At 63.1% G+C, this 13217-nt stretch carries 10 protein-coding genes; 2 read left to right on the top strand and 8 right to left on the bottom strand.

Annotated elements, in window-relative coordinates:
* The first annotated feature begins 33 nt into the window (after window positions 1-33).
* Window positions 34-1497 (top strand): ATP-binding protein, encoded by a 1464-nt coding sequence (locus LQ220_RS08685; RefSeq protein WP_230187894.1) that lies wholly within the window; start codon window positions 34-36, stop codon window positions 1495-1497.
* Between the two features lie 15 nt (window positions 1498-1512).
* On the opposite strand, the gene LQ220_RS08680 is transcribed toward LQ220_RS08685, so the two are convergent.
* From LQ220_RS08680 to ptsP, 6 genes are all read right to left on the bottom strand, one after another.
* Window positions 1513-1887 carry a hypothetical protein gene (locus LQ220_RS08680; protein ID WP_230187893.1) on the bottom strand — a complete coding sequence of 125 codons (375 nt, stop codon included), beginning with the start codon at window positions 1885-1887 and terminating at the stop codon, window positions 1513-1515.
* A 65-nt stretch (window positions 1888-1952) separates the two neighbouring features.
* Window positions 1953-3902, bottom strand: a complete 1950-nt coding sequence (gene ftsH / locus LQ220_RS08675) for an ATP-dependent zinc metalloprotease FtsH (protein WP_230187892.1) — start codon at window positions 3900-3902, stop codon at window positions 1953-1955.
* Window positions 3903-4046: 144 nt separating this feature from the next.
* Window positions 4047-4982, bottom strand: coding sequence for a tRNA lysidine(34) synthetase TilS (gene tilS / locus LQ220_RS08670; RefSeq protein WP_230187891.1), 936 nt, complete (start codon window positions 4980-4982; stop codon window positions 4047-4049).
* Window positions 4983-5100: 118 nt separating this feature from the next.
* A complete protein-coding gene (locus LQ220_RS08665) occupies window positions 5101-6012 on the bottom strand; it encodes a tetratricopeptide repeat protein (protein ID WP_230187890.1) in 912 nt (303 codons plus the stop codon).
* A 66-nt stretch (window positions 6013-6078) separates the two neighbouring features.
* A complete protein-coding gene (locus LQ220_RS08660) occupies window positions 6079-6957 on the bottom strand; it encodes a RodZ domain-containing protein (protein WP_230187889.1) in 879 nt (292 codons plus the stop codon).
* Window positions 6958-7088: 131 nt separating this feature from the next.
* Window positions 7089-9362: a phosphoenolpyruvate--protein phosphotransferase gene (gene ptsP / locus LQ220_RS08655; RefSeq protein WP_230187888.1), complete on the bottom strand. Its 2274-nt coding sequence runs from the start codon at window positions 9360-9362 to the stop codon at window positions 7089-7091.
* A gap of 151 nt (window positions 9363-9513) precedes the next feature.
* Here ptsP and LQ220_RS08650 point away from each other — a divergent pair, with 151 nt between their 5' ends.
* Complete coding sequence (locus LQ220_RS08650) at window positions 9514-10680, top strand: pyridoxal phosphate-dependent aminotransferase (RefSeq protein WP_230187887.1); 1167 nt, start codon at window positions 9514-9516, stop codon at window positions 10678-10680.
* A 101-nt stretch (window positions 10681-10781) separates the two neighbouring features.
* On the opposite strand, the gene LQ220_RS08645 is transcribed toward LQ220_RS08650, so the two are convergent.
* Window positions 10782-11795 (bottom strand): nitronate monooxygenase, encoded by a 1014-nt coding sequence (locus LQ220_RS08645; protein ID WP_230187886.1) that lies wholly within the window; start codon window positions 11793-11795, stop codon window positions 10782-10784.
* Between the two features lie 127 nt (window positions 11796-11922).
* Window positions 11923-13182, bottom strand: coding sequence for an aspartate kinase (locus LQ220_RS08640; protein ID WP_230187885.1), 1260 nt, complete (start codon window positions 13180-13182; stop codon window positions 11923-11925).
* Window positions 13183-13217: the final 35 nt, after the last annotated feature.

Here is a 13217-nt window from a genome sequence, read left to right as displayed (position 1 = left end):
CCTGTCTGGCATGGCTTGGGCCATGGCAGCGCGGTGACAGCAGGAATCGAAATCGGGACGGACAGCGCCGGGCAGAGCGTGCGCATGGATGTGGAGGAATTGCTCGCCACGCGTCTGTTGGTGCAGGGCAATTCGGGATCGGGTAAATCGCATCTCCTCCGCCGTTTGCTGGAGGAAAGCGCGCGGCTGGTGCAGCAGGTCGTGATCGACCCGGAAGGCGATTTCGTAACGCTGGCCGACAGTTTCGATCATGTCGCCATCGACGCCGGCGCCTATAATGAGCGGGAGATTGCGGCGCTGGGTGCGCGCATCCGGCAGCATCGTGCATCGGTCGTGCTGAACCTGGAATCCCTCGAAATCGACGCGCAGATGAAATGCGCGGCGATCTTCCTCAATGCCCTGTTCGATGCCCCGCGCGACTTCTGGTATCCGGTGCTGGTGGTCGTCGACGAAGCGCAGATGTTCGCACCGGCGGCAGCGGGCGATGTGTCGGAGGATGCGCGGCGGGTATCGCTGGCGGCGATGACGAACCTCATGTGTCGTGGGCGCAAGCGCGGGCTGGCGGGCGTGATCGCGACGCAGCGACTGGCGAAACTGGCGAAGAATGTGGCGGCAGAAGCCAGCAACTTCCTGATGGGCCGCACCTTTCTGGACATCGACATGGCGCGCGCCGCCGACCTGCTGGGGATGGAGCGGCGGCAGGCGGAACAGATCCGCGATCTGGAGCGCGGGCGCTTTCTGGCGCTTGGCCCGGCAATTTGTCGCCGCCCGGTATCGGTAAAAATCGGGCCGGTGCAGACCAGCACGCGCATGGGCACGCACAGCCTGCTGCCGTTGCCCGACGCTTCCACGGGCGGCGCGGTGCAGGCTATGCTGTTTGCCGAAATGGAAACCGATGCGCCGCCACCGCGCGCCGAGCCCAAACCGCAAGCCATCGCGGCGGAGGAGCTGATACGTAGCCTCTCCGGGCCGGACCTGTCGGCCCCGGCGGCAGAGCGTCCTTCCGAACCGCAGCCCGATCAGGCCGTGGCGGACGCTGCCATCATTGCCGTGCTGGAGGAAATGGTGGCCGATCCCGGCAGCGCGTTTCAATCCATGGCTGTGCTGTATCAGGATTTCACGGTGCGATGCCGGATGCACCGCCTTACCAAAGTGCCGCTCGACCTGCCGGTCTTCCGCCGTCGCTTCGCCATGGCGCGGGCGGGGATATTCGATCCCGCCGACGTGCGGTTCGAACAGGCGCTGATCGTCGCGGAACGTCTGCCGGAGGATATGCTCGCGCCGTTCCTGCTGATCGCACATGCGGCGTTGATCGGGCAACCTTGCCCCGATGACGATGCGCTGGCGCGGGCTTATGGCACCAGTTCGCCGGGGCGGGTGCGGCGGCTGATCGAATATATGGAAAAGCAGGGTGTCATCGTCGCGCGCACCGATTTTGGCGGAAGGCGGTCGATTGGGGTTCCGGAGCTGGGCCTGAGTACAGCGGCGGCTGAATAAGGCGAGGCGTGCGGCTTATTTCCCGCAGGGATAGCGTTTCTTCATCATGGCATAGAAGGCAGTTTTGACACTGGTGCGGGCCTTTTCAGCCGTCGGGAGGGATTGCAGTTCCGCCATCACATCGTCGCTGCTGATCGATGCCTTGCCCTTGGGTGGCGGACAACTATGGGGCGGTTTACCCGCCTTCTGCGCAGCGTCGATATCTGCACGATAGGCGGTCGAAACGCTTTTCATTTCGTTCCTGAGCAGCGTCAAGTCCGAGGACATCATGGCCATTACGCCCTTGGCCTTCACAGCATCGGATTTGGCCAGAAACTCGGCAACGGTCATGGCTTGCGCAGCCGGAACATAGGCTGAGATCAGCAATGCTGGGGCAATTATTCTACGCATTGCAGCCTCCCGATACGAAAAGGGCGGCGCCCGCTGGCACCGCCCTCTTTCCAGTTTCTAGAAAATCAGATCCCCTGCGGTGCCGGATCGCCGAACGGCCCCTTGCGGCGGCGCGTCTTGGGGATAGCGGTGCCGGCGGTGGGGATGCTCGACGGACGGATCGTGGTGCCGTCGTCACGGATGATCTCACCCTTGTCGAGCAGCGTCTTGATCTCGTCGCCCGAGAGCGTTTCATATTCCAGCATCGCATTGGCCAGCAGGTGAAGCTGATCCTCATGCTTGGTCAGCAATTCGCGTGCCCGGTTATAGCCTTGTTCCACCAGCGTGCGGATTTCCTTGTCGATCAGCTTGGCGGTTTCGTCCGACATGTTGACGCGCGCGCTTTGCGAATAGCCAAGGAAGGTTTCGCCCTGTTGCTCTTCATATTGCAGCGGGCCGAGCTTTTCCGACATGCCCCATTGTGTGACCATGTCGCGGGCCAGCTTGGTCGCATATTGAATGTCGCTCGACGCGCCGGACGATACCTTGTCGTGACCGAAGATCACTTCTTCCGCGACGCGGCCACCCATGGCGACGGCCATGTTCGCGTGCATCTTGTCACGGTGATAGCTGTAGCTGTCACGTTCCGGCAGGCGCATAACCATGCCCAGCGCACGACCGCGCGGAATGATCGTCGCCTTGTGGATCGGATCCGAAGCGGCTTCGTGGACCGAGACGATGGCATGACCCGCTTCGTGATAGGCGGTCATCTTCTTCTCGTCGTCAGTCATGACCATGGAGCGGCGTTCCGCGCCCATCATGACCTTGTCCTTGGCCATTTCGAACTCGTCCATCGCCACCAGACGCTTGCCGCGACGCGCCGCCATCAGCGCCGCTTCGTTGACGAGATTGGCGAGGTCCGCGCCGGAGAAGCCGGGCGTACCGCGCGCAATCGTGCGTGCATTGACGTCGGGGGCCAGCGGCACCTTCTTCATGTGCACGGCAAGAATCTTTTCGCGGCCTTCGATATCCGGACGAGGCACCACGACCTGACGGTCGAAGCGGCCCGGACGCAACAGCGCAGGATCGAGCACGTCGGGGCGGTTGGTCGCCGCGACGATGATGATGCCTTCATTGGCTTCGAAGCCGTCCATTTCGACGAGAAGCTGGTTCAGCGTCTGCTCGCGCTCGTCATTGCCATTGCCGAGGCCCGCGCCACGATGGCGACCGACCGCGTCGATTTCGTCGATGAAGACGATGCACGGTGCGTTCTTCTTCGCCTGCTCGAACATGTCGCGCACACGGCTTGCACCGACGCCGACGAACATTTCCACGAAATCCGAACCCGAGATGGTGAAGAACGGCACACCGGCTTCGCCCGCAATAGCGCGCGCCAGCAGCGTCTTGCCCGTACCCGGCGAACCGACCAGCAGCGCCCCCTTGGGGATCTTGCCGCCCAGACGTGCGAACTTGGTGGGGTCTTTCAGGAACTCGACGATTTCTTCCAGTTCTTCGCGGGCTTCATCGATGCCTGCGACGTCCTGAAACGTCACCTTGCCATGCTTTTCGGTGAGCAGCTTGGCCTTCGACTTGCCGAAACCCATCGCGCCGCCTGCGCCGCCACCCTTCTGCATCTGACGCAGAACGAAAAAGGCGATGCCGAGGATCAGCAGGAATGGCAGCGATTGATAGATGAGGATCATCCAGAAGCTGGGCTGTTCTTCGGCCTGGCCGCTATACTTCACACCATAATCGTCGAGCAGGCCGGGCAGGCTGGGATCGGCCACAGGAACGGTGGAGAAACGCTGGTCGTTGGTCAGCGTGCCGGTGATCTTGTCCGGCGCGACGGCCACTTCCTTGACCTGACCGTCCTGCACCTTTTGCCGGAATTCGGAATAGGCAATGCCGGTGCCCGATGTCGCGGCCGTGCGGCTGTCGAACAGGGACACGAAGAGCAGCAGGGCGACAATGACGCCCGCCCAAATCATCGCGCTCTTGATCCAGGGATTGCCCTGCGGTTCCTTATCGTCGTTCATGACATCTCGCTTTCATCGACCAAGATAGGGTGTGGGGAACAAATGGCAATATGACTCCGCCCCGTCGCCCGTTCCGGCTGCAAAAGAGTTAGACCAGCAGGTGTTTCACTATGGTGAACGGCGCGCGGATTGCTGTGCTGCGGGTCACTGCCCCGAATGTCTGCGGGGCGGGGCGGGGCGGAGCGTCCACGACTCGCCGCCGGACAGTATCCAGTCGCCCAGCATCGCCTTGCCGCCGACGATAAGCTGGGCCAGCGCCCCGTCGAGCGCATCGCCACGCGGCGCAGGCGCGTCGGGCGCAGCCAGCGCCAGCATATGCAGCACGAGACGCCGCTGCACTTCGCGCGGGAAATCGGTGGCCGTAAGGCGCCAGCCTTCGCCATCGGGCACAACATGCCGTGCGGCAAGATCGGCGGTCAGCCATTGCAGCGCGTCCGCCGCTTCGGCGAGCGCCGCAGCGCTGCGGGTCGCGGCCGCAGGATCGAGCCAATCGGTTTGTGCAAGACGCTGGCGCAACGCTGCCCGGTCGAAACGGTCGTCGGCGTTACTGGGATCGTTCACGAACGGCACGCCCTGTTCCCTGGCCAGCGCCAGCAGTTCCGCCTTGCGCCAGCCGAGCAGGGGCCGCAGCACCGCGCCGTTGCGCGCCCGAACGCCCGCCAGACCCGATACGCCCGAACCCCGATTAAGCCGCATCAGCAGGGTTTCGAGCTGATCGTCGGCATGATGCGCAGTCAGCAGCCAGTCGATGCCGCGCTCGCGCCGCCAATCGTCGAGCAAGGCATAACGAGCCTTGCGCGCCGCCGATTGTAAGCTGCCGGTAATGGGGCTGGCGGGGCGCAGGATGCGATGAGGGATGCCCTGTGCGGTGCAATAGTCCGCCACCATCGTCGCTTCGTCGGCGGATGCAGCGCGCAGCCCATGGTCGACGGTCGCAGCCTCCACTTGTCCGGGCAAAGCCTCATGCGCCAGCCACAGCAACGCCATGCTGTCCGGACCACCGGACACGGCAATGCCGATGCGAGCGGGCAGGGGAACCAGTCGGGCAAGGTCTTTCAGGAAACGAACCGCTAGCACCATGATCTATCACGCCAATCTATGCCGAGCCGTTCTCCTGCGAAAGCAGGAGTCCAGGAGGCTTGGCGCGGTGCCTGACGCCCTGGGTTCCTGCTTTCGCAGGAATACGATCAGCAGGTCGTTAAGCCGCGCACTTTGCCCGTTCGCGGCCCTTGGTCATCATGCCGCGCAATGTGGCACTCATCGTTGCGCCGTACATCTGCTCAAGCTCGCTATACACTTTGCACGCATCGGCAGGCTTTTTAAGCTGGATCAGCGCTTCGCCGAGATAGGTCAGGCTGTCGGCAGCGCGGTCGCCCTTGGGCCGCTTCTGATAATTTTCGTAGAACGCCACAGACGCCAGCGCGGGCTTGCCATCGTCCAGATAGGCGCGACCGAGCAAGTTGGCGGTGCGGCTGGCCAGCGGGGAGGTGCCGAATTTGTCGAGCGTTGCCTTCAACTGCGTCTGCGCCTCGGGATAGAATTTCGCATCCCACAGCCGATAGCCATAAGTGTAGGCATCCATCGGAGCATCGCCGGTGTCGGGCAATTCGATGGCCGCCACCGCTGCCTTTCGCGCGGCACTGGCAGCGGGGGTTGCGGCCGGGGTGGATTTTACGGGCGATGCTGCGCTGCTTCCGCCCTGCGTCGCGCCCATCGCGGGCGGTGCCGCATCGGCGGGTGTCAGCTTTGCGTCGGTCTCCGCCTTGTATTTCGCAAAGGCGTCCTCAAGCTGCTTGATCTTGAAGCTGTTCTGTTCGGCCTGACCGGTCAAAGTCGCAAGCTGTCCCTCCAGCGCGTCGACGCGCGCGATCAGGTCCGACACGGGCGTCGCAGCGGGGGAACCGGGCGCGATCACGGGCGTGGGTGCGCGGGTGATATCCGGCTCGATCGGGGTGCCGCCGGGAAACACCTTGCGCTGGACCGCCTTCATTTCCTTTTCCAGCCGGTCGACGCGCGTCTGCACCGATGGCGCGACGGATTGCGCCGCGACCGGCGCAGCAAAGGTGATGGCCGCCGTCAGGACGGACGCTGTAACGAGCAGGTGACGCATGAAGGATCCCCAGGCAATGAATATGCCGTCAATCATAAGAGCTTTGCAGCGGCGGTAAAGCGCCCTTCACTCCTGAACGGACGGAACGGGCGCAGGGGAGGCCGGTGCGGGTGCGGCGGGCGTTGCCGTCGCTCCGCTCGGCGAGGTGGCGGTGGGGGCCGTGGCGGGAACAGTCGAGGCAGGCCGCGCCAGCAATGCCGCCGCACTGATCGGGACATCCGAAATCGTCCGTTCCGGGGCGCCCAAGGGCGGCACGGGCCGTCCGCCGACCGTCACGGCAATGGCATTGGGTCGACCGGTCAGGATCATCGGGTTATTGGCATCGGCGGGCACCGTGAAGGTCTCGCCTTTCTTCATCTGCTTTTCCAAAAGCCGCTCGCCGGTGCCATCGTAAATGCGCAACCACACTTCATCCACGGCGGTCAGCACGACCGGCCCCTGCGTCGGCGGCAAAGTGGGTCGGGCAGCAGGTGCGCCGTTGCCGGTGGCGGGGCGGGTGGATTGGGGATCGACTTGCGCGGCGATCTGTTCTTCGCTGGGCGGGGTGAACATCTGCGTGCGCCACACGCCATAGCCGACCGCAAACAACAGCGCGATTGCCGCCGCCGTCCAAGCCAGATAGCGCGGCGGTACGCGTGCGGGATCGGCCGGTTCGAACATTTCGTAACGCGGCGCATTCATCACATCGGCATCGACCAGCTCGCGGCGGACACTTGCGGCAATCACCGTTTCGTCGGCGCCCACGGCACGCGCATAGGCGCGCGAAAAGCCGATGGCATAAGGAATGCCGGGCAATGCCGCATATTCGTGGTTTTCGACCAGCGCGAGTTGCCGCATCGGGATGCGTGTACGGGTTGCGACGTCCTGCAACGACAGTCCCTGCGCCTCGCGCGCCCGGCGTAACACGTCGCCGGGTCGATCCATGTCCAGAGACCCTTGTTCCATCTCTTCCATCTGTTCCGTATTGCCCCTCTCGCGGGGGCCGCAAATGCGACCTTGCGATGCTCTTGTCTCATTCCCGCGCGCCTGCTGTCAACGCCGCACCCTAAGGAAATGCGATCAGTTTCAGCTTGATGTCAGTTGAGGTCGATCCGTCGCTGCTGCGCCCAGGCCAGCAACGCCGCGCGCGCATTGGGTGTACCGTCCGTCAATAGCTTTGCCATTTCCTCTTTCAGAGGCGCAAGATCGAGCGACCGGATCATTGCCTTCACCGGACCGATGGAAGCAGGCGTGATGGAAAGGCGGCGGATGCCCAGCCCAAGCAGCGCCATCGCTTCCAAAGTCCGCCCGCCCATCTCGCCGCATACACCCACCGGCACCTTATGGGCCTCGCATGCTTTCACGATCCGCGAAAGGAAGCGCAGGATGGCGATACTGAGCCAGTCGTAGCGTTCGGCGAGCTTGGGATGCGCGCGGTCGGCGGCGAACAGAAACTGAGTCAGATCGTTGGTGCCGATCGACAGGAAATCGAGGCGCGGCAATAGCAGGTCCAGCACTTCGGCCAAGGCAGGCACTTCCAGCATCGCGCCATAGCGTACGGCGTTGGGCACAGCCTTACGCTGATTGACCAGCCACGCCCGCTGCTTTTCGATCAGCGCCTTGGCTTCGTCGAATTCCCACGGCTCGGAAATCAGGGGGAACATGACATATAACGTCTTGCCCGCTGCCGCTTCCAGCAACGCGCGCGCCTGCGCCTTCATCAGCCCGTCGCGTTCCAGCGCAAGGCGCAGCGCCCGCCAGCCCATTGCCGGGTTTTCCTCGGTATCCTCGCCTTGCCGCATATAGGGCAAGGCCTTGTCACCGCCGATATCGACGGTGCGGAAGATAACCGGGCGATCCCCCGCCACGTCCAGCACATCCTTGTAGAGCCGCTGCTGGCGTTCCCGCTGCGGCATGGTGGCGGACACGAGGAACTGGAACTCGGTGCGAAAAAGCCCGATGCCATCCGCGCCGGTCACGTCCAGCGCCGCGGCATCGTCACGCAGCCCGGCATTGACCATCAATTCGATGCGCTCGTTGTCCTTGGTCACCGGCGGCAGGTCGCGCGCGGCGGCAAAGGCGGCGCGGCGCTTTTGCGTGAGGTTCAGCTTGTTTTCGAACGCTTCTTCCATGTCCGGGCTGGGGCGCACGAACACGCGGTTTTCGATGACGTCCATCAGGATCAGGTCGCCTTCGTTCACCTGATGCCGGATGTCGCGCAGGCGGCCCAGCACCGGCACGCCCATGGCGCGCGCGACGATGATGACATGCGCGGTCAGCGATCCTTCTTCCAGAATCACGCCTTTCAGCCGCCGCCGGTCATATTCCAGCAGCTCGGCCGGACCCAGATTGCGCGCGATCAGTATCGCGTCCTGCCGCAAGCCCAGTTGTGCCGCCGTACCCAATTGGCCCGACACGATGCGCAGCAGCCGGTTCGCCAAATCCTCCAGATCGTGCATCCGGTCCTGCAGCAAGGGGTCCTGAATCTGCCGCATCCGCATACGGGTGCGTTGCTGCACGCGCTCAATGGCCGCTTCGGCGGTCAGGCCGCTGTCGATCGCTTCGTTGATCCGCCGCGCCCATCCTTCGTCATAGGCGAACATCTTGTAGGTTTCGAGAACCTCCTGATGCTCGCCATCGACCCCGAATTCTGATGCGCCGGCCATCCGGTCGATCTGTTCGCGCATCTTGGTGAAGGCGGAATAGACGCGCTGCCGCTCTGCCTCGGTATCTTCTGCAACGGTATGTTCGATGTGGATGCGGGGCTGGTGGAAGACCGCATGACCCCGCGCCATGCCCATCACCAGTTGCAGGCCGGTGAGCATGTTCGATCCGGTGCCGGTTACACGGTCGTCGGTCCGGGTGTCGTCGACCAGTTCGGCATTGGCGATCAGTTCGGAAAGGACCATGGCCACGGTTTGCAATGCTTCGATCTCGACCTCTTCATAGCGGCGGGGATCGACATGTTGCACGCACAATACGCCGACTGATTTCTCCCGTCGGACGATCGGAACGCCCGCGAAGCTGTGGAACAGTTCTTCACCGGTTTCAGGTAGATAGGCGAAGTCGGGATGGGCGGCGGCTTCGTCGAGGTTCAGCGTTTCGACATTGCCCGCGATGGTGCCGACCAGACCTTGCCCCAACGCCAGCTTGGCGACGTGCACCGCTTCCTGCTTCAGTCCGCGTGTCGCGTAGAGTTCCAGCAGACCCTCACGCAGCAGGTAGATGGAGCACACTTCGCTGTGCAGTTCCTCGCCGATGATCTCCACGACCTTGTTCAGCTTTTGCTGCGCAGCAGAGCGCGAAGCCATCAGCTCATGCAGGCGGCTGAGAATTTTGCGGGCAGCGGTGGTGGCTGGCGTAGTGACCATGTGGAACCGCTATCAGAAACAGGCTGCTGCTTCCAACAAGGAACTGCGCGTTTCTCATATTGCTGCAAAATGTCGGGGCGGATGGCGGGTCTGGCACGCCCATTCGTTGCGTCATTGCAGTAGAGATGTATTGTTCGGAGGGCAGCAGGATATGAGCACTGTGGGTATCGACGCGACGGCGCGAAACGACCTTCTGGATCGCGGCTATTCCCGCCGCCAGATCGGGCAGGTCGCAGCTCTTCTGGGCGCTGCGGCAAGCATTACCGCATTCAAGCCCGCCTTCGCGCAGAGTCAGGCGGCGCGCGCGGTGGCGGGCGCGGTACAGATCGGCGCGAACGAATGCTGGACCGGGCCGTTCCCGGTGGCGGCCGAAGCTGCTGCCAAGGTCGTGGCGCAAGGCAACCGCTACGATCCGGGCGATCTGCGCGGTCAGTTCATCAAGACAGTGGCGCAGGTCGAAGGCGTTGCCGAAGATCGTATCCTGCCCTGGCCCGGTTCGGGCGATCCGTTGGTCCGCTCGGTCATTGCCTTCTGTTCGCCGGAAAAGGGTCTGGTCACGCCCGATCCGACCTTCGAATCGGCGTGGCGCGCGGCGGCGTGGCTCAAGGCACCAGTCGCCAAGGTGCCAATGACACCGGGCAAAGGCGCCGACGTGAAAGCGATGCTGGCCGCCAATCCCGCTGCGGGCCTCTATTACATCGTGTCGCCCAACAACCCCACCGGCACGGTCACACCGCTTGCCGATCTGGCATGGCTGGCCGCGAACAAGCCAGCCGATTCGGTGCTGCTGATCGATGAGGCTTATCTCCATTTCTCCGAAGCGCCGAGCGCGATTGCGCTGGCCAAGGATCGCAAGGACGTGATCGTCATGCGGACCTTTTCCAAAATGTTCGGCATGGCCGGGATGCGCCTTGGGCTGACGTTCGCGGACCCAGCATTGCACAAGGCGATGATGCGCTACGATGGCTATCAGGTGACTGGCACCCTGCCGGTGACGGCGCTGGCCTGCGGTACGGCGGCTTATACCGCAGCGGACGCGATCAAGGCGCGCCGTGCGCAAATGATCGGCGTTCGGGAAGAAACGTTCGCGCATCTCGCAAAGCGCGGGATCGCGTATCACCCCGGCAGCGAAGCCAATATGTTCATGCTCGACTGGAAGACCAGGCCGGCCAAGGAAATGCAGGCGAAGCTGCTGGCGGAGAAGGTTCAGATTGGCCGGTCGTGGGAAATCTGGCCCACCGTGTCCCGCGTGACAGTGGGATCGTCCGAGGAAATGGACAAGTTCAAGATCGCGCTGGACAAGGTGTTGATGGCGTAGGCTGGACTATATAGCTGGACCCCGGCGCAGGCCGGGGTCCAGCCTCACGCGCTGAGCTGGACCCCGGCCTGCGCCGGGGAACAGCTATTGGTGCGACTAGCTTAGACCGATCGTGCGCTGAGCGCCGCTTCCGCTTCGTCCATCAGCGTGGCGAGGATGTCCGTTACCGGTTCTTCCTTCGTCACCATGCCGACCGACTGGCCTGCCATCAGGCTCCCGCCTTCGACATCGCCGTCGATCACCGCGCGGCGTAGTGCGCCTGCCCAGTAATGTTCGATCTGGAGCTGCGCTTCCATCATGTCCACCGCGCCGGTGTCGAGCAGATTGGCGACTTCGCGCTGCTTGGCGGTGAAGTTCTCCGTACCGGGATTTTTGAGCGCGCGAACGGGGATCACCGGCAGGCGCGGGTCAATCTGTACACTGGCAACGGCATCGCGGGCCGACGCGCGCAAGAAAGCCTTCTTGAAGTTAGGGTGCGCGATGCTCTCTGTCGCGCATACGAATCGCGTGCCAAGCTGCACGCCCGCCGCACCCATTTCCAGATAAGCGGCAATGGCTTCGCCCCGACCGATGCCGCCCGCGACGAACACGGGAAGCTGTGGCGCCATTTCAGGCAGGATTTCCTGCGCCAGCACGCTGGTCGATACCGGGCCGATATGACCGCCCGCTTCCATCCCTTCGACCACCAGCGCATCGACGCCCGACCGCGCCAGCTTCTTCGCCAGCGACAGCGCCGGGGCGAAGCAGATCAGCTTCGCGCCCTTTGCCTTGATCGCTTCGATGCTGCCCTTGGGTGGCAAACCGCCAGCCAGCACGACATGCGTGACGTCATGCTTCGCGCATATGTCGATCAGGTCGAAGAGCTGCGGGTGCATGGTGATGAGGTTCACGCCGAAGGGCTTGGCCGTCAGCGCCTTCGTCGCGGTGATTTCTTTGTCGAGCAGTTCGGGCGTCATCGCCCCACAGGCAATCACACCAAAGCCGCCAGCGTTGGAGATGGCGGACACCAGATTGCGCTCGCTCACCCAGCTCATCGCGCCGCACATGATGGCCGTTTCGCAGCCGAAGAATTCGGTCCCGCGTAGCATGAGGGCGGCGAGTTTGGGGTGAGTCATGCTTTTTCTCCGTCATTCCCGTGAAAGCGGGAATCCATCTCCTGCCCTCTCCCTTGGCGAAACGTCGGGAGATGGATCCCCGCCTTCGCGGGGATGACTGCGTTAGTAAAGTCCTGCCTGCGAAATTTCACGCAGCAGGCGCGTCGGCATCCAGCCCGTAGGCCGTGTGCAACACGCGCACCGCCAGTTCGGTTTCGTCCTCGTCGATCAGCACGCTGACCTTGATTTCGCTGGTCGAGATTGCTTCGATGTTGATCCCGCGATCCGCCAGCGTCTTGAACATCGTCGCCGCGACACCTGCGTGGCTGCGCATGCCGACACCCACGACGCTGATCTTCGCGACTTCGACATCGGTGATGATGCGATAGAAACCGATCTGATCCTTCAACGATTCGAGCAGGTCGACACTGCGAGCAAGATCGGCGCGCGGCACGGTGAAGGTTACGTCGGTTTCTTCCTTATCCTTGCTGTCATTCTGGATAATCATGTCGACGTTGATGCTGGCTTCGGCAAGCGGGCTGAAGATGCTGGCGACTGCGCCCGGTCTGTCGGGCACGCGCGTCAATATGATCTTGGCTTCGTTCTTGTCATGGGCGATGCCGGTGATGAGCTGACGTTCCATCTTGCTTTCCTCCAATTCTTCTTCGCTGACGATCAGCGTACCGGGCAGGTCGTCCTGTGTGGGGTCGTCGAAGGAGGACAGCACCTGAACGCGCACCCCTTCCTTCATCGCGAGGCCGACCGAGCGGGTCTGCAACACCTTCGCGCCGACCGACGCGAGTTCGAGCATTTCCTCATAGGTCACCATGTCGAGCTTGCGCGCGCGGGCAACGATGCGGGGGTCGGTGGTGTAGACGCCATCGACATCGGTGTAGATGTCGCAACGGTCTGCGCCGATCGCAGCAGCCACGGCAACGGCGGACGTGTCCGATCCGCCGCGCCCCAGCGTCGACACGCGGCCATCCTCCATCATCCCCTGAAAACCGGGGATGACCGCAACTTGACCGGATGCCATTGCGGCGAGCAGCGCGTCCGTCTCGATGCTTTCCACCCGCGCCTTGGCGTGGGATTCGATAGTGTGGATCGGCAACTGCCACCCGAGCCAGCTCCGCGCGTCCACGCCCATGGCTTTCAGCGTCATGGCCAGCAGGCCGCTGGTGATCTGCTCGCCCGCCGCAACGACGACATCATATTCCGCCGGATCGTAGAGCGCGCTGGCTTCGCGGCAGAAACCGACGAGCCGGTCGGTCTCCCCCGCCATTGCCGAAACCACGACCGCGACTTCGTTACCCTGGCTCACGACATGCTTCACACGCGCGGCAACATTGCGAATTCGCTCCATCCCCGCCATGGAGGTGCCGCCGAATTTCATCACGATGCGCGCCATATTTGCTGTCAGCCTTGCCTGTGGGTAAGATTATG

The sequence above is a fragment of the Sphingobium sp. CECT 9361 genome (genome assembly GCF_918741285.1).
Taxonomy (GTDB): Bacteria; Pseudomonadota; Alphaproteobacteria; order Sphingomonadales; family Sphingomonadaceae; genus Sphingobium.
The sequence above is the reverse complement of the archived record's forward strand: the minus strand, read 5'-3'. Positions and strand labels throughout refer to the sequence as shown.

Excerpts from the sequence above, each read along its gene's own strand:
- LQ220_RS08680 (WP_230187893.1), bottom strand. The coding sequence starts at position 1,887 with ATGCGTAGAATAATTGCCCCAGCATTGCTGATCTCAGCCTATGTTCCG.
- ftsH (WP_230187892.1), bottom strand. The coding sequence starts at position 3,902 with ATGAACGACGATAAGGAACCGCAGGGCAATCCCTGGATCAAGAGCGCG.
- tilS (WP_230187891.1), bottom strand. The coding sequence starts at position 4,982 with ATGGTGCTAGCGGTTCGTTTCCTGAAAGACCTTGCCCGACTGGTTCCC.
- LQ220_RS08650 (WP_230187887.1), top strand. The coding sequence starts at position 9,514 with ATGAGCACTGTGGGTATCGACGCGACGGCGCGAAACGACCTTCTGGAT.
- ptsP (WP_230187888.1), bottom strand. The coding sequence starts at position 9,362 with ATGGTCACTACGCCAGCCACCACCGCTGCCCGCAAAATTCTCAGCCGC.
- LQ220_RS08640 (WP_230187885.1), bottom strand. The coding sequence starts at position 13,182 with ATGGCGCGCATCGTGATGAAATTCGGCGGCACCTCCATGGCGGGGATG.
- LQ220_RS08645 (WP_230187886.1), bottom strand. The coding sequence starts at position 11,795 with ATGACTCACCCCAAACTCGCCGCCCTCATGCTACGCGGGACCGAATTC.
- LQ220_RS08660 (WP_230187889.1), bottom strand. The coding sequence starts at position 6,957 with ATGGAACAAGGGTCTCTGGACATGGATCGACCCGGCGACGTGTTACGC.
- LQ220_RS08665 (WP_230187890.1), bottom strand. The coding sequence starts at position 6,012 with ATGCGTCACCTGCTCGTTACAGCGTCCGTCCTGACGGCGGCCATCACC.